Consider the following 22,694-nt stretch of genomic DNA (forward strand, 5'->3'; position numbering starts at 1 on the left):
GATTCAAGCCTGCGTTCGGCCAGCGTGGTTTAACGGGGCGCCTGAGATCAAGATCAAAAGCCAGATCAAGAGCGGCTCGCTTCGCATCGTGGTTAGCGGGGGGCTACAGCGTTGTGTAGCTAGCTATGGCTATCGAGGCAAGCCGCATCGATGAACCTTCGAGCCTTTCAGCGCTCACTTATGAGGTGGCACTGTTTTTCGTCGAAAGGAATCTGCATGCACCCCACCTCGGCAATCACCCCCGTACAACGTGAACTCAGCCTGCGCGCGGTCATCACCGGGATCCTGCTCGGTATCCTGCTCACGCCGTCCAATGTGTACGCCGGCCTCAAGATCGGCTGGTCGTTCAACATGTCGATCATCGCGTTGCTGATCGGCTACGCGATCTGGCAGGGCCTGGCCAAACGCTCTGCTGCGCCATTGCCGTGGACGCTGCACGAAAGCAATATCAACCAGACCGTCGCTTCGGCCGCGGCGTCGATCATTTCCGGTGGGCTGGTCGCGCCCATCCCGGCCTACACCTTGCTCACGGGCAATCAACTGGAGGCGATCCCGATGATCGCCTGGGTGTTTTCCGTGAGCTTCCTGGGGATCTGGATCGCGTGGTACCTGCGGCCCTCATTGCTCAACGACAAGGCGCTGAAGTTTCCCGAAGGCATGGCCACCCTGGAGACTCTGCTGCATATCTACAACCACGGTCGCGAAGCGGCGACGCGCTTGAAAGTGCTGCTCGGCGCCGCGTTGCTGTCGGGGTTGGTCAAGTGGGTGGACACCTTCCTGTGGGCGTTGCCGCGTTGGTCGCCGACGGCCCAGTTGGAACGCCTGACGTTTACCACAGACCCGTCGCTGTTGCTGCTCGGCTTTGGTGGCATCATCGGCCTGCGCGTGGGCCTGACCTTGTTGCTCGGCGCCTTGCTGGCCTGGGGCGGGCTGGGGCCCTGGCTGTTGGCGCAGGGGCTGGTGCACGTTGCGCCGGGCAGCAGCGGCCCGCAATTCGCCGCGCTGGTGGAGTGGCTGCTGTGGCCCGGCGTGAGCCTGATGGTCTGTTCTACCCTGGCGTCCCTGGCGATTCGCTTGTGGGCATTGCACCGAACCACCCGCGCGGACGGCGGCACGCCCTGGACCCTGCCGAAACGGGGCCCGGCTGCCGGGTTTGCCCTGGCGATCATCCTGGTCGTGAGCCTGCAGGCGTTGTTGTTCGGCATCAACCCGTGGATGGCGCTGCTCACCATCCCCCTGGCCATCTGCCTGGCCGCCGTGGCCGCGCGGGTGGTGGGCGCCACCGGCATTCCGCCGATTGGCGCAATTGGGCAATTGTCCCAGCTGAGCTTCGGCATCGTCGCGCCGGGGCAGGTGCCGATCAACCTGATGAGCGCCAACACGGCCGGCGGTTCGGCCGGGCAGTGCACGGACTTGATGAATGATTTCAAGGTCGGCAAGGCGATTGGCGCCACGCCTCACAAGCAAGTGATCGCGCAGATCCTGGGGATTTTTGTCGGCAGTATCGTCGGCGTATTCGCCTACCTGGCGCTGATTCCCGACCCACACACCATGCTCCTCACCGAACAATGGCCGGCCCCGGCCGTCGCCACCTGGAAAGCCGTGGCGCAAACCCTGACCCACGGGCTGGACTCGTTATCGCCGAGCATTCGCTGGGCCATCGCCATCGCAGGCTTGATCGGCGTGTTGCTGGGTGTGCTCGACAGCACCTTGTCTGCGCATCGCGCGCGCTACCTGCCCAGCGCCGCCGCCCTGGGATTGGCGTTTGTACTGCCGGCGTCCATTTCGCTGATGATGGCTTTGGGAGCGGTGCTGACCTGGTTGGTCAGCTGTCGTCGGCCACGTCTTACCGAACGTTTTGCGATTACCGCGGCGGCCGGGCTTATTGCCGGCGAAAGCATCACCGGCGTTGGGGCTTCCTTGTGGCAAATGATGGTGCAGGCGGGCTGATAGGCAAATCGCGCAGCTATTGCCCAATGGAACTGTTCGTGGACGGCCGCCACTCATCTCTCGCCTCTCTCACATTCGCTGAGCAGGGCGCCAACGGGTAACTCAGGGACGCCAGTTATAACTCCAGAAGCAAGGCTGCTTACGCTGAGGGGATAGGCCGTGAGTTCTGATATTGCGAAAATACTCCGCGAAACTTTATTGGACCTTGGCGTACCCCAGGAACGCCTCGGCTCCTTTGATCGCCACTCCTCGATCGCGCTTAACTTTAAAACCATCAGCCCGATCATGCTCACTGCCGACCGTCATGGGGTGTGGATGTGGAGTGAGTTGAAAAATCTGAACAGCGCCACGCTGAATATCCATGCGGAAAAACTGCTGCTTTCACTGCAACACGCATTGCCATCGGTGGTGACCGGCCAGCCGGTGTTGGGCAAAGGTCTGCGCGGTTACGAAGTCAAAGCCCTGCTGGACGACGCGTGCACGGGGTCGGCCAAAACATTGCAGATTGCGTTGGATGGTTTTTTCAACCTGATGACATCGCTGCACAGCATTTTCAAATAAACCGTCGCAACGACGCTCGCCGCCTTATTCAAAGGTAGAGGCAACCACTATGCTGATCAATAATGATAACGGCTCCAGTGCTGCGGCCCAATTGCAGGCCAACGCTGGTAACCGGGTATTGAAGAATGTCGAGTTTGTGAAGAACTTCGACTCCATAAAAAACAAACCTATTGAAGTCACTTCCAACGCCCTGCCTACGGTCACGCTCAAAGCCGACGGGCAAGAGCGCCCGGTCAGTTTTCTGTACGGCGGCCCGCAGGTCGCGCAAATCAGGAACGGTGCTATTTATAACGCCGTGATTGACAGTGATATCGTTGAAAAACACTCCCAGGATCGTATCGCGCCGGGCAAGGCGTCCATCAAGGATGGCGCGCTGAGCCTGGGCTTGAACAGGTTCAGGATCGCGGGGCCGGCTGAAACCGAAACCCAGAAGATCCTTACCCGACTGCGCGGCCTTATCGATCCGGAGCAGCGTAGAGCCGAGCTGACCAAGCTGGTCGCCAACGGCTCGCCGCACGCAGCCGACGGTTCGATGAGGCTGAAAATGGTCAACGACCCGGTGCGGCGCGCGTTCGAAAGTTACTATGCCAAGCATGCCCTGCAAGATTATTTCCGTTCGCCGGACACCTATAAAACCTTTGTCGCTATCTCAAACAATCAGGTCAATTACATCAAGGACAACTACGTGTCTGCGCCGTTGTTCGAGAAATACGAGGCGGCTTGGAAGAACCAGCGTTTCGACACGAGCATCGAGGGTTTGGATCAACTCCAGGGGTTCTATACGCGTGCCGAGAAAACCCTGGAGACCTTGAATATCTCGCCCGAGGCCAGGACGGCCTTGTTTGATATCTACAAACACCGTTATTTAAGTTACGCGCTGAGGAATGAGCCGGATGTCGCGGCAAAACTCCCTGCGGGCCATTGGGACAATGTATTTGATCCCATCAAGGCACCCGGAAAAGGCCGTATTGAACTCAACGCCCGAGAAGGTAATTTGTTCCGGCAGGCAGACAGTCATAACGTCGGTATTTTGCGAAATATCGATGCGACCCCCCGGGACTTGCGCCTGAATGAGCCGTTCAATATCAAATATGAAAGCGATTACCGGAGCCAGTTGCTGGCCGGCGCCAGCACCCGTTGCCCCGACAGGCTTGAGATGCAGGATCCCGAGCATCCGGATGCATCCAAGCCGGGTTCTTATGTGAAGGCTTTGTTTGAAAAAGGCACGGGGACTTACGTTAACGGGCCGTCGGGTTCGATTGTGATCGAACAGGGGGCGGTGCGTGCCTGCAAGGATGTGCATGCCAATACCCGGCCGGACGACCTTGAAGCCTATTTGGCCATTCAATCCGCGCTGTTCATTTACGTGGATGGCGGGCATTCGATGGATGAAATTTCATATGCGCTGGCCCATCCGGCTGTACGCGGCAAATTGCTTGAAACGTTCCCGGGAAGGCCCGGCTTCGAGCACATCGGCGATAGGCTTTTCATGAATGACAGCGCCCTGGAAAACGCCGCCAGGGACGCCGGGGTCTTCAATGAGGTGCTCAAGGCCAAGGATGCCGTGCATCAGCACATCACCCATGGCAACCCGGCGGGCCAGTCCGCTCAGGCGACCACCAAAGCGTTGGCGTTGGCACAGACTGTCGCGGCGCGAAACGTGCTCTACAAGCCCGGCGACGTCTTGACTCATGAGCTGGCCGGTGCCGCCAGCGTCTTGCACCGTGTGGTCTCGAACCTGAGCCCGCAGCATCAGGGCACGTTGGGCGCTCATTTATTGGGGGAAGGCAGGCTGTTGGCGGGGAAGACAACGGATGACTTGCTGGCAGCATTGGCGCGCGCCGGCAGCGGATCGGCAAGCGCCACCGATAGAGCGGTGGCCATCGCATTGATGGGCGATATCGGCGGGTTTTACACCACCCCCGGCAACGCGGACCAGGGACTGATGACGGCGCTCAACCGGCAGCTCCAGGCACAGGGGCTGCAAGTGCCGGATGCCGCCGCCGTCCAGCGCATGCGCGAGCACGGCGGCTCTGCGGCGGTAGGCCCGGATAAGCGCGCTGAACGAAAAGTCCGTTCGTTCGATTCGCCTGCCCACATGCCTTTTCGGGCAGGCGTGCACAACAGCGGGCTGGAGGCGGATAAAGCGCTCAATGTGCCGGCATCCGAGCGTATTCCTGATAATCGCTGGGCGGTTTTCGATATCGGTACGGCCCGCATCAAGGAAACTACCGAGCCGCTTGTCGGGCATATGTCAGCCTCGCCGGCCGAAATTTTGCAGACCTGGGACATGCTGCGCGGGGTGAGCGCGAGCGATCAATACGTGGGCGCGCTGCCCGCTCGGGACGGTAGCGGGCTCACGCCTATGTCGGATTTGACGCCGGCCGAGCAGGAGCAGCGTTATGCGCGTGCGGCTGGGACCGGCGCGTTTTTGGTCGGCTTGGGTTATCACAGCGCAGTCGAAGTGCTTGAGGGAACGTTGGTTTATACCGGGCAGAGCATCAGAGGCGAAGGCACACTGGACCCCTCCCAGCGTGACTCCGCGCATGTCTTCGGGCACGGAGCGGCCACCGAACTCATGAGCGAATTATTCAAGGCCGGTACCGCAACCTGAGGAGCGGTCGGTTGCAGGCGCCGGCTCGCCAGCCGCCGCAACCGATCGACAAATGACGAGATCAGACACGACGATGGCGTACTCAGGCTACTTTGGCCCGGCGCAGCACCCTTAAGGTGAGGGGTATTGGTCGCCCGAGAACAACAAAAACAATGAATAGCCTAAATTCCAACGATTCCAACGGTCAGTTGGCGCAGGGTTTCAAGCCGCGCCACGTCACCATGTTGTCCATCGCAGGCATCATCGGCGCGGGGTTATTTGTCGGTTCCGGCCATGCCATCGCGGCGGCGGGGCCGGCGGTGTTGCTGGCGTATCTGTTCTCCGGCCTGCTGGTGGTGCTGGTGATGCGCATGCTCGGAGAAATGGCGGTGGCGCGTCCCGACACCGGTTCCTTTTCTACTTACGCCGACCAGGCCATCGGCCGTTGGGCGGGCTTCACCATCGGCTGGTTGTATTGGTGGTTCTGGGTGTTGGTGATTCCGATCGAGGCGCTGGCTGCCGGTTATGTACTCAATCAGTGGTTTCCCCAGGTCGATGCGTGGCTGTTCGCCTTGCTGTCGATCATCCTGCTGGTGATCACCAACCTGTTCAGCGTGGCCAAATATGGTGAGTTCGAGTTCTGGTTCGCGATGGCCAAGGTGATCGCCATTATCGGGTTTATCGGCCTGGGATTCAGCGTGCTGATGGGCTGGGTGCCTGATCACCAAGCCAGTGGCTTGAGCCGGTTGATGGAGGAGCACGGTGGTTTTGCGCCTAACGGTTTGTCGGCGGTGGTCGGGGCGTTCATCACCATCATGTTCAGTTTTATCGGTACGGAGGCGGTGACCATCGCGGCGGCCGAATCGAGTAATCCGGCGCAGAACATCGCCAGGGCGACACGCTCGGTGATTTGGCGCATCGGTGTGTTTTACCTGCTGTCGATCTTCGTCGTTATCTCCGTGGTGCCCTGGAACGACCCGTTGCTGGCGTCCGTGGGTTCCTATCAGCGCGCGCTGGAATTGATGAACGTCCCCAACGCCAAATTCATGGTCGACGTGGTGGTGTTGATCGCCGTTGCCAGTTGCATGAACTCCTCGATCTACATCTCCTCGCGCATGCTGTTCTCCCTGGGTAAACGCGGCGACGCGCCTGTGGCGCTTAAACGCACCTCAGCCGCGGGCGTGCCCAGGGCGGCGGTGATTGCCAGCACCATCATCGGCGCAGGGGTGACGCTGCTGAGCTACTTCATGCCCGCCGGTCTGTTCCAGTTTCTGCTCGCCAGCTCCGGTGCCATCGCGTTGCTGGTGTACCTGGTCATCGCCATCTCGCAACTGCGCATGCGGCGGATGCTGCTCAGGCAGAACGTCGAGCTGGCCTTTCGTATGTGGCTGTTTCCCTGGCTGACTTACCTGGTGATCGTGTTCATCTGCGCAGCATTGGCCGTGATGATGGTGACACCGGAACACCGCACGGAAGTGTCCTCAACGATTGGCCTGGCCTTGCTGATCTCCTTGATCGGCGTGGTCACGGCGCGTCAGCACGGGCAGTCGGCCAAGGCCATTGTGGTTGAGCCCTCTTGATCACGCGTGCGGAGTACTGTGATGGAACCTGACGCGCCTGCCTGCAAGACCCTCGGCTTTTTGCTGCTGGACCAATTCACCCTGATATCGCTGTCCTGTGCGGTCGAGCCCTTGCGCATGGCCAATCAACTGGCCGGTGAGGAACTCTATCGCTGGCGCACCCTCAGCCTTAACGGTGAACCGGTGTGGGCGAGCGATGGCGTGTCGGTCACACCGGATGCGGTGGCGCATGAACAGCGCGACCTGGACGCCGTGATCGTGTGTGGCGGCGTGGGCATCCAACAGGCCGCCACACCCGCGCATATCACCTGGTTGCGCAACCAGGCGCGTCTGTACTGCAACCGCCTCGGCGCGGTGTGCACCGGCAGTTGGGCGCTGGCCAGGGCGGGCTTGCTTGATGGTTTCCAGTGCAGCGTGCATTGGGAACTGATGGCCTCCATGCAGGAAGCCTTTCCCCGTGTCACGGTCAGCGCCAGCGTCTTCTCCCTCGATGGCAACCGCTTCACCAGTTCGGGCGGCACCGCGCCGTTGGACATGATGCTGCACCTGATCGGGCGCGATCACGGGCATGAACTGTCGGCGGCGATTTCGCAGATGTTTGTGTACGAGCGCATCCGCAACGAGCGCGACACCCAGCGCGTGCCGCTCAAGCATCTGCTGGGCACGCAACAGCCCAAGCTGCAGGAAGTGGTGGCCTTGATGGAAGCCAACCTGGAAGAACCCATCGACCTGGATGAACTGGCCGCGTTCGTCCAGGTATCGCGGCGCCAGCTGGAGCGCATGTTCCAGCGCTACCTGTACTGCACGCCGTCGCGCTACTACCTCAAGCTTCGCCTGACCCGGGCTCGCCAGTTACTCATGCAGACCCCTATCTCGATGGTGGAGCTTGCGGCGATCTGCGGCTTTGTGTCCACGCCGCACTTTTCCAAGTGCTATCGGGACTTCTTCGGCGTGGCGCCCAGTGACGAACGCTCGGACATGCGCCTGCGCCTGCCGATTGCGCCGCGCCCTGTGGCCAAGCCGGGGGCGCCGGCCAAACCCAAGAACATACTGGAGCAGGCAAGGGAAGAATCGACGTTTGCCAGTGTGAAGCTTCAGCGGCGTTGAGGTGGGGGGCTGCTGCGCGATAGCCCTGGCTCAGGCGGCCAAACTATCGATTATGCCGCCGCTCGCCATTACCGCACCCGCGTGCGACTCTGCACCGCCAGGTCCAGCGCCTTTTGCATATCCAGCCGCGCCGAGCGCCCCACATCCTTGTCATTGAGCTGGTAATTGCGCTCCGACGGCAGGATCGGTGCCGTGAGGTCCTGGGCGTCGCTGCGTTCGAAGTCATGGTTATCGCCGATCGCCAGGGCGCTGCGGCGCAACAGCGTGCGCAACTGTTCGGGTTGCAGCTGCGGGTTGATCGACAGCATCGCCGCCAGCAGGCCAGCGACCATCGGCGTGGCGTAGGAGGTGCCGCAATGCACGGCGCCTTCCTGGTCGGCGCCCGTTGTTGACGCGTGAGCGCAGGCGGCGGCGGTGATGTCGACGCGCATGTCCACGTTCGAAGAGCTGCGCGTGACGGCGTAGGCAGGATCATCGACGGCGACGTCGTTGCGCTCATTGCGCTGGTGCCCACCCACCACCAGCAATTGCTCGGTAATGAACGAGGAGGGCAGGCGGTACTCGTCGCTGCCCGAGAAGGCCGAACCGTTACCGGCGGAGTTCACCACGATCACGTCGGGGTGTTCCTTGCGCAGCCACAGGAAAAACTCTTCGAGCAGTTCTTCGTAGCCGCTCATGGCTATTCCCGAGCGCACCAGCGAGTCGACGTCATGGCCGTTGACGTCCTTGGTGCCGACGCGATGAACGCCCCAGCTCCAGTTGAGCACGCGCACGCCGTCCTCCACGAGGTTGACTGATGCGGCGATGTTGGCGGTGATTCCGGCATCGGAGTTGCGCTCGACAATCACCTCAAAGCCCCCGCCGGCCTTGTCCAGGCCACGCAAAAAGCCGGTATTGCCGCCGTTGTTCCAGCCTGCTGCGAGGATGCCGGCGACGGTGGTGCCATGGCTGTCCGCCGAACCCGTATCTCCCGCGTAGACGCAGGTGCGTCGGGGGGCGCAGGCGCCCAGGTAGTCAGCGAAATCCGCCGTGTCGAAATCCACCCCGCGCTCGATCACCCCGATGCGCACCGGTTGCGGCACGATGGGCGTGTGCTGGCCCGGGATGCGTCGCTGGTAATAGGCCACCGCATCGAGAAAGCGGTTGGCGGCCCATTCATCGGAGTCGGGCGCCGGCTTCTTCGGCGCCTCACGGCGAGGGGCGGCTTGCTCGGCTTCTTCGGCGGCGGACTCTTCGATGACCACCGCATCGACGCTGGTCTCGCTGCCCAGGCGCAGCACCAGGGCGTCGCGCTGGATCAGGTCGGTGGCGGGCAGGCGCAGTTGAAAAACGTTCAGCGGCGCGATACTGCCCACCACCGTTGCCCCGTATTTGCGCGCCAGACGCTCGGCTTCCTGGCGGCCATTCTGGTCCTCTTCGATCAGTACGCTGACCAGATCGACATAGGTGGTCAGGCCGTCCATGTTCTTCGCCACTTCGCTGGGCCCGGCGGCCACTACCTGGCTGTTGCGCAGGCTCAGCCAGGCGGCGTTGCTGGCGCGCGGGCCGTCTTCGAGCCACAGCGGGCCGCTCTGGTAGCGGCGGCTGTCCAGGCGCAGGCGCAGGTGGTCGCCGTCGCGCTGCACGGCGTCCTGCGGCAGCACCTTGCCGCCCAGTTTCAATTGCACGGTGGTATCGCCCATGCCGCGCACGCGCAGGCACCAGTCCTGCTGTTGGTCTTCCAGCAGGTCACCGCAGCGTTTCAGCTGTTCCAGACGCAGCGGTTCCTGGGAGGCGAGCGCCGTACCGGCGGCCAGGCTCAACAGCAGTGCGAAAGCAGCAGGGTTCAGAGGCATCAGTGGGTTCCTTGCCGGGGCCTGATAGTGCGACTGCGCCATCCGCCCCTTCGTTCAGCGTAACCCCGTTGAACTCCCCCTCAAAAGACTCACTCATAACTGACGAGGGACTGCACATGACGGATGTGACAATGACCCAACCACACTCCACCACCCCTGGCGCGCTGTTCGAAACCGACCTGCCCGCACGCCTGGACCGCCTGCCCTGGGGCCGCTTCCACACTTTGCTGGTGTTCGCCCTGGGCATTACCTGGCTGCTCGACGGTCTTGAAGTGACCCTGGCGGGTTCAGTGTCCGGTGCGCTGAAAAGCAGCACGGGCTTGAATTTCAGCAACGTCGACATCGGCCTCGCCGGTGGCGTCTACATCGCCGGCGCGGTGTTGGGTGCGCTGCTGTTCGGTTGGCTCACTGACCGCCTGGGCCGGCGCAAACTGTTCTTCATCACCCTGTGGCTCTATGTGGGCGCCACCGCCGCCACGGCGTTTTCCTTCAACCTGGAAAGCTTTCTGCTGTTCCGCTTCCTCACCGGCATGGGCATCGGCGGCGAATACACGGCGATCAACTCGACCATCCAGGAATTCACCCCGGCACGCTATCGCGGCTGGGTCGACCTGACCATCAACGGCACCTTCTGGCTGGGCGCCGCCCTCGGTGCCGGTGGCGCCATTGTGCTGCTCGACCCGCAGATCGTCGGCGGCGACCTCGGCTGGCGCCTGTGCTTCGGCATCGGTGCCGCGTTGGGCCTGGTTATCCTGGTGATGCGCCTGTGGTTGCCGGAGAGCCCGCGCTGGTTGTTGATCCACGGCCGCCACGCCGAAGCACAGCGCATTGTCGACGGCATCGAGGCGCGCCTGCGCGAGCAGGGCCATGCGCTGGCACCCGTCAGCAGTCCGCCGCTGCGCCTGCATGCCCGCGACCACACGCCATTGGCGGAAATTTTCCACACCCTGTTCGTCAGCTATCGTCGTCGCGCCCTGGTCGGCATGACCCTGCTCACCGCCCAGGCATTTTTCTACAACGCGATCTTTTTCACCTACGCGCTGGTGCTCACCGACTTCTACCAGGTGCCCGCCGAGCACGTCGGCTGGTACGTGCTGCCCCTTGCCCTCGGCAACTTCTGCGGGCCGCTGCTGCTCGGCCGGCTGTTCGACGTGATCGGTCGGCGCGTGATGATCAGCTTTACCTACGCCACCTCCGGCGTGTTGCTGGCGCTCAGCGGCTATGCCTTCCAGCAAGGCTGGTTCGACGTGACCGAGCAAGCCATCGCCTGGATGGTGATTTTCTTCTTCGCCTCGGCCGCAGCGAGTTCGGCGTACCTGACCGTGGCGGAGACCTTCCCCCTGGAGATACGCGCGCTGGCGATTGCCGTGTTCTACGCGTTCGGCACGGGGCTGGGCGGGATCATCGGGCCGACGTTGTTTGGCGAGTTGATCCAGACGCAGCAGCGAAGCAGCCTGTTGATCGGCTACCTGATCGGCGCGGCGCTGATGCTCATCGCAGCGGTGGTGCAGGCGATCTGGGGCGTGGCGGCTGAGCGCAAGGCCCTGGAACAGGTGGCGCGGCCGTTGTCGCAGGCGGCTGGGTAAGGGGGCATTTCAACGGTGGTTGTTTACAACTGTTAACGGTTTTCGCGGGCTATTCGATTTAGGCTGTGGTACGCGAATCCCATCTGCTACAGAGCGCATTCCCATGAACCTGCACGCTATCGCCGCCACGCTTCTCGTTTTCGCTGCCGCCCAGGCGCACGCCGCCACGCCGATCACCCATGTGGCGATCTATCGAGGCCCGGCAGGCTGTGCCGACTGTTCGCAAAACGTCAAAGCGGCGCTGCTGCGCCTGGACCCGCATTACCAGATCGATTTTGTCGGCGCCGATGAACCGGTCGACATCACCCCGCAAACCCTCGCGCGCTACGACCTCTACGTTCAACCGGGGGGCGGCCAGGACATCCCGGCCGCGCTGGACAGCCTGGGCGATGCGCGCGCCGATGCCATCCGCGATTACGTCGCCGGGGGCGGGCGCTACCTGGGGTTGTGCATGGGCGCTTACCTGGCCGATGACAACAACCTCGGCTTGATTACCCAGGACCTCGACAGCGAAGCAGGCCGGCCAGGCTTCGAAGTGAGCGGCATCGAAGACGCCGCCGTGCGCGTCACCTGGGACGGCAAGCCGGATACGGTGTTCTACCAGGATGGCCCGTACTTCCCCAAGGCCACCTCGACCTCTGCCTATACCACCCTGGCGACTTACCAGAACGGCGACGTGGCGGCCGCGCGTTACACCTATAAAAAGGGCGTGGTGGTGCTCAGCGGACCCCACCCCGAAGCCGGGCAGGCCTGGTTCGAGGACGCCGACATCCCACTGGACAAGATGCCGCGTGGGAACCTGTTCGGCACGCTGATACGCAGTGTGCAAGAGTAAGGCTTGCTGGCCCGAGCGCGCCTAAAGATCGAGCCCTTTACGTCGATAACCTCCATGAACCCGCCAATCATGGACCGATAGAAATGGCACTTTCCGTCAGCGCTGCCCATTTAGCCCCAGCCAATACGCGTCTTGCGCCTTCCGAGCAGACACTCACGCCCCAGGCGCCGTCCGAGGCCGCCGGCCAGGCCTTGGCAAACGCCGGCCCGGCGGCTATTTACCATCCCAGCGAAGCCGCCCAAACCCTGCGCGAACCCTTGCAGGTCATAGACGTCTGGGTCGGCCGCTCCGAATCGCCTGAGTTTCCTCGCTTCGCCGAGCGTTTCAATGGTGCACAAGCCGTGCTGAAAAGCGCCTTCACCGCATTCGAATCAGCCTTGGCCAGCACCGCCCCTGACCTGGCCGCAACCGATTATGGCTTTACCGTCGAAGCCGACGGCCGCCTGAAAGTGCTCGACAAGGCCGGTCAGCTAGGCGAAGCGAACATCAAACGCCTCACCGTGCTGCTCAACGGCTCCGCTGAGCTGAAAACCGCCGCCGTGGCCTACCGCGACGCCACCATCGACATGACGGACGCGGGCTCGCCCTGGTCCGGCAGTGTCATGGGCTACTACAGCGTGACCAACGAAAACTTCGCCAAATCCATCGACCTGGCGCCGATGCTCAGAACCTATGACCCGTCGGATCTGACGGATATCAAGGACCGGTTTTTGGTGACCCAGTTGGCGTACAAGGGGGAGCGGGCGACGGAGGAGACGGAGAGGGCGATGTATGAGCGGCGTGGGTGGAGTCTTCAGGACTGAGATCGTCAGTACGAAAACTATGTCGCTTATTTGATTTTCTCGGCGGAGGAAGTTCTTGAGGTTGACGACTTAAGGGCGCAGCGCGGGTGGTGTGAAACTATTCGAGATCAGTTCAAGTACCACGCGCTTTATCTGAACAGCCCTATGGCTAATGCCAGTCAGTTAAGCGAACACCACCCTCTGTAGGAGCGAGCTTGCTCGCGAAAAACGTCAACGATAACGCGTGTTTCCTGAATGAACACGGTGCCTGTGAGTTTTTCGCAAGCAACAGCCAGGCGCCCCCTCGCTCCTACAAAAAGCCTTAACTGGCTGGCATTAGCCGAAAGCGGCCCCTTTCTTCGCCAGCCGGTTTACCATGCTCGCCCCGGCAGTGGTTACACGCGCTACCGACCTCATTCTTAAAGGTACCGCCATGTCCATCGACCAAATCTCCCTGCCCAAAGGTGTAGGCCCGCACGCCGCAAAACTCCTCGACGCCATCACTGGCGCTGCCACCCACGAAGAACTCAACCGCGCCGGCGGCAAGGCCGAAGGGTTTGTGTTGGGCCTGGAGTCCACCAAGGCCATCAAAAGCCAGATCGCCGAGTCGTTGTACGTGGCCTACGATGATGCGGCGAGCAATCGTGCCGGTGAGTTGAAGGGCTGAGGGTACGACGGTCCTGATGCCGGTTTTTCCGCCACCAGGGCCCAGCTCAGAGCAACGCTCAGGTTGTTTGCCGATCCTTGCAGTCCACGGCCAGTTCGGTGAGGGCGATCATGCGCTCGTAGCGCACAATGATGAACTGCACATAGCAGCACATCACGAAGAAAAAGGTATTGATCGCCGCTATCGCCAATAGCCACTCCATATGCTCAGTAATGCCGACGCTGACCAGCATGGTGTCCAGGCTTGAGAGCGCGACAACGAGCGCCAGCAAGCCGGGGAGGATACCAACCTTCTCCAGCGCGCCCGTCACCATATGCGTGCGTTTTTCCAGGCTGTCGCGCTCGCTTTTCAGTTCCAGCGCACCCAGCTTCAGCGTCTCGCGCGAGAGGGTTGCCAATTGCGGTAAATAACGGGCCTCTACCTGCATGAGCGTTTTGACGTTCAACTCCAGCAGGTTGGCGAAGGGCGCGGTGAACACTTTTTTCAGCGAGTCGCGGTACAGCAACACCCCCAGCAGCGGGTAGAAAAACATCGCCAGGTAAGATAGCGCGATCAGCCCCGCACTCACGTTGTACAGCCAGTAGGCTTGAGTCCATTTGCCAATAATGGTCAGCGGTATGGCCAGAATCGACGGTCCGACCAGGGCGAACCAGAAGTAAGCCCTGTCCAGCCGAGCATCTTTGCCTGCCCGACTTTGCTGGCGTTTGCTGCGCAGCGTTTGTTTGTAGGTTTGCTCGATCTCGGCGTTGATTTGCAGGTATTTTTCGATTTCGGCGGACATTGGTTCTCCTTCGTGCCTGCTTGGCGATAAGCGGTCGTGCTTCCGAAGACCGGGGGCCGACTGTCATTATTCTGAGTGGTGGTGTGACCCCAATTTTACTCGTCGCCTTTGGCCACTATCGTCCCAAACTGTCGTTCGTGAACTGCCGGGTTCAGTAAAAAGATAGTCTATTTGTAATTTCTGGAAGTTGGCAGTTTGGTGTTCGCATTATTTATAGGGTCTGGTGATGTTTAGAACCTCAGGTAAAAGTTGTATGTATATCAGGTTAAAAGCCTCATTATATCCTAGGTCCAGGAGTGGGTGATTTACTCTCAAGGCTTTTTTTACTAGGTCTAGCATTGCTAGATAAACTTTAGGGATGAGCTCTGGAATGTTAAATGATTCATGTCTTTTATGAATAAAGGTGCTTAGCTCCCTATCATTTTCCATGGAGCACTCATCAACTAAAAATTTTGCAGATTCAGAAGTGTTCCTTTCCAGTTGACTTACGTTATGTTTGATAATGTTAGCTAAGGCCCTGATAATTTGTAAGTCCTTAAGGTATATTACATCGTGATTGTTTTTTATGGGGTCGAACTTGAATTTTACATATCTCTTCAGCTCAATGGTTATATCCTCGATAGCTTTTGAAAGCGCCATAATAGAATTTTCATGTAGGGATTCGTAAAATTGATATGTTGCACTGCCGACCTCTTTCATTCGCTGCTTCAGTTCATATCTGTCCAGCTCGTTATTAGACCAATTCGTACTTGAAACCTCAGAGATTTTCTCCAATGTGGCCAGATATGATAGGGCAATGCCGCCAAGTCTAGTGTTTATGCTGGTAAAGAAGGCGAGCGCTTCGATCTGGCTGTTAATATTGGTCATATTTAATGCTTGCTCATGGTTTGTAAGTTTGTTGTTGGCGTTAAGAGGTTTTGAAGTTGAATTCACTATCTCAAGATTGTTACAAATCGGGAGGCAGAGTATCACTGTTCAAATGTCGTCCAGACCCAGGTTTCACTAGCCTTCCAATGTCCGAAGCTTTTCCTCGAAGTAGCGGATTTGTGCAAAGTCTTCGGGGTCGACCTGTCTGAGTATTTGCAGCGCTTTTGTATAGGCCTCGCGCGCTTTGGCGGTGTCACCTTCAGCCTCGTAGACTCTTGCCAGGTTGAAATAGCGCAAAATTACCTTGGGGTGGTTCTCCCCGAACGTTGCGCGGTCACTGTTCAGCGCCTTGGTCAGGTAGGTTAGCGCTTTGTCGTACTGGCCCAGGCCGCGATAGGCGTCGCCGAGGTTGTTCCAACGGATGGCGACCGTCGGATGCCGGGGCCCGTGCAGGGCCATGTCGATGTCCAGTGCCTGCTGAAAAAGCGGCAGTGCGGCCTGGTGGTTGCCTTGGAGGTTATAGGCATTGCCCAGGTTGTTCAGTGACACGGCGACCGAAGCGTCGTGGTCTCCCACTATTCGCTTTCTCAGCGCGAGATTTTTGCGCAGGTTTTCGAAGGCCTCTTCATATCGGCCCAATTTGCTCTGAGCGGTACCTATGTTGTTATAGGTATCGGCAATCAGCAGGTCATCTGCGCTCAGAACCGCGAGGCGCATTTTCAAGGCTTTTTCATAGTAGCCCAGGGCAATGTCCAGATTGCGTTGTCGTTCGTGCAAATAACCGAGGTTGTTCCAGTAGGTCGCCTGTTGTGCGATGGATACCTGGCCATTCTGTTTAGCCGCCTCCAGTGCCTGGGTAACCAGGCGGATCGCGGTGCGGTCATCACCCCGCGCGGACACTGCCAACGCCTTGATATTCAACACCTCGGGGTTGGCCGGATCGGTTTGAAGCACGCGATCCGCTTCCTCAATCGTCGCCCGGTATTGTTGCGCTTCGAAGAGGCTTACCGCTTTGTCGCTCGCTGCCACTGTGGCGGCTTCGGCGCAACACATCATGACGAGCAGTGACCACGGTAATAGAGCTTTCAGTCCATGAAGGTGCATGAGGGGCCTTTCAACGATCCGTTATTTGCAGTGATGCTAAGGCGCTCATGGTTTACAGACAAATTTAAATGTCTGGTTTGGAACGGCGCAGCTGCATTTGGGGAAATTGGCTCAGCTTCATGCGTGTGCGGGGAAATGCGCTTGCGCCTCTTCAAGCCTCAGTAAAAATCATAATAAAACGCCCATTCCCCAGTCTCAACGTGCTTCCAGAACATCAGGCTCCCATTGTCGACCACATTCAAATTGATCTTCGCATCCGACGAAATCTGGAAGACAAACTCGAAGCCTTCGCCCGGACCCACCCCTGACTGGCAAAACGACGGATAGCCGCCAATTTTGTGCTCGTAGGTGTGAGTGACCAGATCGTAGTAGCTCTGCAGTTCGCCCGCGCGTTGCAGCTCGAGTATCGCCTGCTCAACATCAGCCGGTACGCCGCCACCATCCCACAGCGGAAAATCCTCCGGCACGACCTGGGCGTTCAGCGCGAAGGCTTTGAGAAACGTACCCTCCACCGGCAGCACCTTGCGCACCAACATATCCTGTGGCCCGTATTCGCGGATCACCCAATTGTCGCCCATGGGCTCAAAGGGTTCGGGAAATGGATTTGAAATAAATACCGTCAGCACACGCACTCCCGTTAGTAACGGGCTGATAAAGGGCAGGGCGGGCAGGTAGAACTGGGCATAGGGCAGCAACGGCTGCCCTGCCTGATTGACCGGCACGCCTTCATCGGGACTGAACAGGAAGACGTTGACTAGCCAGCTTTCTTCGTCAGTACCGAGAGGGCGAAAGCCCCCGGCGGTGAGTTTCAGTGTGGGACGGGCCAGGTGGTGTTTGATTTGGTGGAGGTCCATGGGGGAGGCGTCCTTGCTATCAGGTATTAGCTAGGCACTCAGGCGTGCCGTCACTTCATTCAACTGTCCGGACAACCCGTGAAGGTTGTGGCTTGCCGCTTCGGTGCGCTGCACATTGTCCAGGTTGGTACTGGCAATCGAGGTGATTTCGGTGAGGTTGCGCGAGATATCTTCGGCCACAGAGGTTTGCTCTTCGGCGGCGGTAGCAATCTGACGGTTCATGTCGCGAATGGCTTCCACCGCATGGGTGATGCGCTCCAGCATGACACCGGCCTGATTCACTTGCGCGACACTTTCTTCACTGCGCGTCTGGCCGCTTTCAATCGCCTTGGCCGCGTCTTCCGCGCCGGTTTGCACGGTCTGGATGATCTGATTGATCTCGATGATCGATGTCGCCGTACGCTGAGCCAGGCTGCGCACCTCGTCTGCGACTACCGCAAAACCGCGTCCGGCGTCACCTGCACGGGCCGCTTCGATCGCCGCGTTCAGTGCCAGCAAGTTAGTCTGCTCGGCGATGCCGCGAATGACCTCCAGCACCTTGCTGATGCGACCACTGTCGGTTTCCAGACGACGGATCACGGTGGCGGTGTTGACGATCTCGCCACGCATCTGGGTGATGGTGTGAATGGTGTTGCTCATGACTTTTTCGCCCTGCTGCGCCGACTGGTCGGCATCATCGGCCGCCCGTGCGGCATCGGCCGCATGACGTGCCACTTCCTGGGCGGTGGCGGACATTTCGTTCATCGCCGTCGCCACTTGATCGGTACGGTTGAACTGCTCGTTGGTGCCGCTGGCGATGAGGCCGGCGATGGCACTCAGCTCTCCACTGGCGCTGTCCAGGTCATTGGCGCTGCGCTGCAGGCGGCTGAAGGTTTCGGCAAGAAAATCGCGCAGGGTGTTGGCGGCCATGGCCAGTTTGCCTAACTCGTCTTCACGGGAGCTGACCACGCGTTCGGCAAATTTTCCTCGGCTCAGCTGCTCCACGTAGTCGATCAGCTTGCGGATGGGGTCAACCAGGTTGCGGTTTATCAACCAAAGGCTCAACAGGCCGATCAACAGCCCCGAGGTGAGCATCACGGTAGTCCCCAATATCACCGTGCGATCGGCTGCTGCGCTGATCAGCGCCGATTGCTCGGTGCCCTGCTGACGCAGTTCGCTGACCAGTTCGCTCATCTGATCGCTGGTGGCGCGGTCCACACCTTTGACGGCGGCGTCGCCTGCGGTCGGGTCCGCCCCGGCGGCGATATAGGCATCGCGACCTTTCTGGTAAGCGCTGCCCAACTGACGGTGTTCGTCACGCAGGCGTTCGATGCGGGTCTTGAGTTGGCCGTCCAGGCCTTTCTGGCCGGCCAGCTCGCCGAGTATCCCCTGTACGTCGCGCTGACGGTCTTCGAATTGCTTCCAGTATTTGTCCAGGTCCGCCGGCTGCTTGCCCCGCAGCAATACGTTTTTCCACTCCTGAACCTGCACCTTGAATTGCAAGTTGGCCTCATCGATCAATTGCGAAGTGTGCAACGGACCTTCGATCAGGTTGGCGTAGTTTTGCACGCCTTTGGACAGAAAATGAAAGCAGGCCAGGGCAATCAGCAATATCGCCAGCAGGCTGGCGCTCAGCAGCGTGAGGATTTGAGCTCTCAGGGATTTTTGCAGCATGGGTTGATACTCATGACAGGATTGAGGTGCGCCGGGTTGGGCGTGAAAAACGGCCAAACTTCCCTGTCTGCGGTATCGGTTGGCGGCTGTGGCCGCGCAAGCTATTAGCCTTGTCATCGGCGTGGTAGAGCGGTTCTTGAGGGGAGTTCGACCGGCGGCGTTAGGAATTTTTGTTGTGTTTCCCTTGGAGATATCCTGTTGTTTGGAGTTGAGATGAAGGGCGGCTTTCGGCCAAAAGCAGTCGTTCACGGGAGGCGGCTCTCGACCCACAGCAGTAATCTCGCATTGATTTAAAGCAATGCCTCCTGCCCATCCTAAAATCGTGATGGCAGTTCATTTCCGGCCTGGGCATCCGAAAAGACCTCATCTGGATCTGCCTGACACCAATATCTGAAAAGTAGGCGAGGCTCGATATTTCCGAAATATTGATCCACGATGCTCTCGGGGCGCACGACCAATTTAGGTTCTGGCCATTGCCGGGCTAAAACACCTAATGGTTTGCCAGATGAATAAACAACCCAAGTGGCCTTGCCTCCACTGATACGAGGTAGGTAGTCCATATCTTGTATCACTTCGATCAAGGTGCGCAGTGTTGCTGATTGATCGAATGTGATCGATATTGCATGACTTTCCAGATCATCTCCCGCATGAACGCTATCTCGATCAACGGCAACTACCAACATGACTGCTCCTTTTAGTGGTGTGCTTTCACCAGATCGATCAGCGTAGAGACATCAGCGGCTAACTGTCGAGTGCGCTTCTAGCCGAAACCTGCCGTACCAGGCTACCGCTTTCGGCAAGAAGTGGCCATTCTCCTCAAAATCGGCGGCATCTCGATCTACGCTAAACAAGGCAATAATGCCGTCGTACTTATTAAGCCGCGATCGGCAACAATTCATTTTTTTGCGCCAGCGATCTTGATAAACGCTCTAGCCATCGATGTTCTTCAGTGCCTGAACTAACTAAAAATCATGCTTTTCATCAAATAGTTTGCTCATAAAGCTTTCAGGGTTAGCAAAGTAACTTTTCATAATTAGGTAGTTTTCAGTTTCTGAATATTCCTTCTCTACCAATCCACTATTGGTAAACTCCCAAATTCTGGCGCCCGGGTAAGCAATTAAAATTGGTGAGTGAGTTGCAATTATGAACTGCGAATTTTGTTTTGCGAGTTCCGCTATACGTACCAGCAGAGATAATTGGCGTTGGGGAGATAGCGCAGATTCAGGCTCGTCTAGTAAATACAATCCGTTTCCTCCGAATCGATGTAAAATCAGATCCATAAAAGCCTCCCCATGAGACCTCGTATGAAGATCGTTTCCCCCGTATGAGTCCTTAATAGCTGGCCCGCCAGGTCCGCAATCCAACTTATTCATCTCTGTAATTACATTATAAAAACTTTCTGCGCGATAAAAATAGCCATCTCGAGGTCGCTTTGCTGTGCGTGACAAGCGCAATGCCTTGGACAGTAGGGATTTTTCATCGCTGGAAGAAAACTTGAAATTCTTACTGCCTCCCTCATGATTAAAGCCACATGAAACTGCAATGGCCTCTAAGAGGGTTGACTTACCGCTACCGTTTTCTCCAACGAAAAAATTTATCACGGGATGAAGCTCGATTTTGCTAATTGATTGAATTGAAGGCAAATAGAAGGGGAAATTATTCTCTTCTCTATAGTTCTCTAAGATTTCAATTCTCTTAATGTAAGGCATTAACTTCCTGGCTTTATTTATCTTATTTGATGGTTATAGTTATATGTGTGATACTTAGGGTAATTATAAATAGTCTTTCTGTAGTTTGGCTATTTTTTATAAGCACTAGATATGTCCGACATAAAAATAAACCATTCTTGGCTCGCGCCGCAGTTGCGGCGCAGTTGCGGCGCTGTTTCGGCCAAACTTCTAATTTGCAATTTATCGTCTATTGACGGCGTTTGCTCAACGGTCTCCGTATATTTTATTCAATTTCAGATTATGGTTCTTATTGCAGAGTTCGGCTTTAGCGATCCAATCATTGATGCTCCAGTTTTACGCTGCGTTCGGGGAAATTATCGAGTCAGGTGGGCACCAATGCGTTCGGCTAGCATGATAGTAGTAAGATTTGTCGCCACCGATGGGATATCCGGGATGATAGAGGCATCCACAACACGCAGTGCCGCGATACCTCGCACCGCGCCCCAATTGTTGACTACGGCGGCCTTGTCACCGTCCGCGCCCATCGGCACGCTCGACGTGGGGTGCTGATAGCCGGCGACATTGTTTACGATGTTTTGTCGCAAAGCCTTGCCTTCAAGTACGCTGCTACCCGGTGTCATTTCATGGTCAACCAAGTCAGCAAACGGTGCACTGCGGCCAATCTTGCGAGACAGTTCTACAGCTTCGACCATGCGATCCAAGTCATTTTCCTGTTCAAAAAAGTTGTACCGAATGTTCGGCGCAACTCGGGGGTCACGGCTGGTCAAGCGTACGCTACCGTTGGATTTAGGTAATGTGACGGCGCATGCCAGCACTATCGCACCGCCGGTAGGGCTTGCCTTTGGGTCGATCAGGTGTGTACCGGAGATATGTAAGTCCAGATCGTCCGGTGCGGCGTGTTGCGAACGAGTCCAGGCGATGGCGCCGCCGGCTGGGGTCATAGCAATTGCGGAGGTCTTCAGCGCGTAGACGTTGAAGAAAAACGGATGTTCTTGCAACCGTTCACCTACCGGTAGATCAGCGACGGTGGCGATTCCCATCTCGCGAAGATGGCCTTGTGGGCCGATACCGGAGCGTAGCAGGATAGCGGGGCTGCCTATGGCACCGGCCGACAAGATTACTTCGCCGGCTGGAACTATCTCGCCGTCTACTAGCAATACACCTATGGCGCGTTCTCGTTCTATCAGGACGCGGTCGGCTTCAGCGTGGCCGCGGATAGTGAGGTTGGCGCGAGCCCGCACGTCTGCACTCAGGTAAGCCATGCCGGTATTGATTCGGGTGCCGTTGATGACATTCAACGGGTAGGGACCTACGCCGTGCTGGCGCGCGCCGTTGAAGTCATCCACGAGCGGCAGTCCAACTGACTCGGCAGCCGCCACGAAAGCACGCATTGAGATAGTATTCTGCGCAGCAGTGCGCTGACGCACTGGAAATGGGCCGGTACGGCCATGCCATGCATCTTCGCCAGTTGGCGTGTTTTCCATCGTTCGGTAGGCGGACAGCACTTCCGGCCAAGCCCAACCTTCGATTCCGCGTCCGGCCCAGCGCGCAAAGTCGGCAGGACGCGCACGCATCGCCACAGCAGCATTGACCGCGGAGCTACCACCGATCACTCGGCCGCGTGGGATGGCTATGTCGTGACCTATCCGAGCTGAGTCGTCACTATGGTAATGCCAGTCGTATTCGGGAGAGGCGGCAACTAGGTCGGCGTTCGTCAGCACTGCTGGATACCGGTCGGGCGCAAAGTCGGGACCTGCGTCGAGCAGCAGCACACTGCGCAGCGGGTCGGCACTGAGACGTGCTGCAAGGACGGCACCGGCAGATCCACCACCGACGATCACCACGTCAAACTGCTTGCCAGTCCGAGGGGTCTCTTTAGTTTTACTGGAGCTGCGCGTTGCACTAGAGGCAAACGTAGCAGCGCCTGCCGTCATTGCAACCAGCACTGCCTGTGCTCCCAAAGCTATCGCGCCGCGTCGTGTGATTGTCAAAGTCATAGATTCCAGATCAGGTATCGTTAGTGCCGTCGAGGATGAGAGGCAAGAAACCATGGTAGGAACGCGTACCTGACCCAGCAAGACGGGGTTTCTGGAATCTGTGTCCGGTGGAATGGACGTCGAGAACTCCCCCTATCTTCGGCGCCTACCCGCTCGGTAGTGCCGCCGTAGTTGCTGTATTCGGTAAAAAAATGTGCTGTATTCACGGAGAAGCCGCTGCAACGATTTGCCCAGCGTATTAAGGATGGCTT

18 protein-coding genes are annotated in these 22,694 nt (G+C 58.4%); 9 read left to right on the plus strand and 9 right to left on the minus strand.

Annotation, left to right across the window (positions count from 1 at the left end; genetic code table 11):
- Positions 1 to 216: 216 nt before the first annotated feature.
- The 5 genes from BFP93_RS26190 (at position 217) to BFP93_RS26210 (ending at position 7,791) form a co-directional block, all read left to right on the plus strand.
- On the plus strand, positions 217 to 1,950 hold the full coding sequence (locus BFP93_RS26190) for an OPT family oligopeptide transporter (protein WP_065895497.1): 1,734 nt from the start codon (positions 217 to 219) through the stop codon (positions 1,948 to 1,950).
- A gap of 159 nt (positions 1,951 to 2,109) precedes the next feature.
- Entirely contained in the window at positions 2,110 to 2,511 is a 402-nt protein-coding gene (locus tag BFP93_RS26195; RefSeq protein ID WP_065884205.1) for an InvB/SpaK family type III secretion system chaperone, read from the plus strand.
- A 49-nt stretch (positions 2,512 to 2,560) separates the two neighbouring features.
- Positions 2,561 to 5,125 carry a hypothetical protein gene (locus BFP93_RS28770; protein WP_141688014.1) on the plus strand — a complete coding sequence of 855 codons (2,565 nt, stop codon included), beginning with the start codon at positions 2,561 to 2,563 and terminating at the stop codon, positions 5,123 to 5,125.
- 152 nt (positions 5,126 to 5,277) lie between these two features.
- Positions 5,278 to 6,684, plus strand: a complete 1,407-nt coding sequence (locus BFP93_RS26205) for an amino acid permease (protein WP_065895498.1) — start codon at positions 5,278 to 5,280, stop codon at positions 6,682 to 6,684.
- A gap of 21 nt (positions 6,685 to 6,705) precedes the next feature.
- Entirely contained in the window at positions 6,706 to 7,791 is a 1,086-nt protein-coding gene (locus BFP93_RS26210) for a choline metabolism transcriptional regulator GbdR (RefSeq protein WP_065895499.1), read from the plus strand.
- A 68-nt stretch (positions 7,792 to 7,859) separates the two neighbouring features.
- Here BFP93_RS26210 and BFP93_RS26215 read toward each other — a convergent pair whose 3' ends face one another.
- Positions 7,860 to 9,626 (minus strand): S8/S53 family peptidase, encoded by a 1,767-nt coding sequence (locus BFP93_RS26215; protein WP_065895500.1) that lies wholly within the window; start codon positions 9,624 to 9,626, stop codon positions 7,860 to 7,862.
- A 131-nt stretch (positions 9,627 to 9,757) separates the two neighbouring features.
- Between BFP93_RS26215 and BFP93_RS26220 the strand changes: the two genes are divergently transcribed.
- The 4 genes from BFP93_RS26220 to BFP93_RS26235 all read left to right on the plus strand — a co-directional run bounded on the left by BFP93_RS26220 (position 9,758) and on the right by BFP93_RS26235 (position 13,496).
- On the plus strand, positions 9,758 to 11,212 hold the full coding sequence (locus tag BFP93_RS26220; protein WP_065895501.1) for an MFS transporter: 1,455 nt from the start codon (positions 9,758 to 9,760) through the stop codon (positions 11,210 to 11,212).
- Between the two features lie 103 nt (positions 11,213 to 11,315).
- Positions 11,316 to 12,047, plus strand: a complete 732-nt coding sequence (locus BFP93_RS26225) for a BPL-N domain-containing protein (protein WP_065895502.1) — start codon at positions 11,316 to 11,318, stop codon at positions 12,045 to 12,047.
- 83 nt (positions 12,048 to 12,130) lie between these two features.
- On the plus strand, positions 12,131 to 12,850 hold the full coding sequence (locus tag BFP93_RS26230; RefSeq protein WP_065895503.1) for a hypothetical protein: 720 nt from the start codon (positions 12,131 to 12,133) through the stop codon (positions 12,848 to 12,850).
- A 412-nt stretch (positions 12,851 to 13,262) separates the two neighbouring features.
- Complete coding sequence (locus BFP93_RS26235) at positions 13,263 to 13,496, plus strand: hypothetical protein (protein WP_017136893.1); 234 nt, start codon at positions 13,263 to 13,265, stop codon at positions 13,494 to 13,496.
- A gap of 58 nt (positions 13,497 to 13,554) precedes the next feature.
- Here the strand turns inward: BFP93_RS26235 and BFP93_RS26240 are convergent, their stop codons facing one another.
- The 8 genes from BFP93_RS26240 to BFP93_RS26265 all read right to left on the minus strand — a co-directional run bounded on the left by BFP93_RS26240 (position 13,555) and on the right by BFP93_RS26265 (position 22,443).
- On the minus strand, positions 13,555 to 14,277 hold the full coding sequence (locus BFP93_RS26240; RefSeq protein WP_065895504.1) for a hypothetical protein: 723 nt from the start codon (positions 14,275 to 14,277) through the stop codon (positions 13,555 to 13,557).
- A 207-nt stretch (positions 14,278 to 14,484) separates the two neighbouring features.
- Positions 14,485 to 15,144 carry a hypothetical protein gene (locus BFP93_RS26245; RefSeq protein WP_065895505.1) on the minus strand — a complete coding sequence of 220 codons (660 nt, stop codon included), beginning with the start codon at positions 15,142 to 15,144 and terminating at the stop codon, positions 14,485 to 14,487.
- 135 nt (positions 15,145 to 15,279) lie between these two features.
- Entirely contained in the window at positions 15,280 to 16,248 is a 969-nt protein-coding gene (locus tag BFP93_RS26250) for a tetratricopeptide repeat protein (protein WP_065895506.1), read from the minus strand.
- Positions 16,249 to 16,406: 158 nt separating this feature from the next.
- Positions 16,407 to 17,102 (minus strand): DUF1963 domain-containing protein, encoded by a 696-nt coding sequence (locus BFP93_RS26255; RefSeq protein WP_065895507.1) that lies wholly within the window; start codon positions 17,100 to 17,102, stop codon positions 16,407 to 16,409.
- Between the two features lie 30 nt (positions 17,103 to 17,132).
- Positions 17,133 to 18,755 carry a methyl-accepting chemotaxis protein gene (locus tag BFP93_RS26260; RefSeq protein WP_065895508.1) on the minus strand — a complete coding sequence of 541 codons (1,623 nt, stop codon included), beginning with the start codon at positions 18,753 to 18,755 and terminating at the stop codon, positions 17,133 to 17,135.
- 314 nt (positions 18,756 to 19,069) lie between these two features.
- Complete coding sequence (locus tag BFP93_RS28020) at positions 19,070 to 19,438, minus strand: hypothetical protein (RefSeq protein ID WP_083203151.1); 369 nt, start codon at positions 19,436 to 19,438, stop codon at positions 19,070 to 19,072.
- Positions 19,439 to 19,717: 279 nt separating this feature from the next.
- A complete protein-coding gene (locus tag BFP93_RS28025) occupies positions 19,718 to 20,464 on the minus strand; it encodes an AAA family ATPase (RefSeq protein WP_083203152.1) in 747 nt (248 codons plus the stop codon).
- Between the two features lie 335 nt (positions 20,465 to 20,799).
- Complete coding sequence (locus tag BFP93_RS26265; protein WP_065883894.1) at positions 20,800 to 22,443, minus strand: GMC family oxidoreductase; 1,644 nt, start codon at positions 22,441 to 22,443, stop codon at positions 20,800 to 20,802.
- Positions 22,444 to 22,694: the final 251 nt, after the last annotated feature.

This window comes from Pseudomonas sp. 44 R 15, from assembly GCF_900004965.1.
GTDB lineage: Bacteria > Pseudomonadota > Gammaproteobacteria > Pseudomonadales > Pseudomonadaceae > Aquipseudomonas > Aquipseudomonas orientalis_A.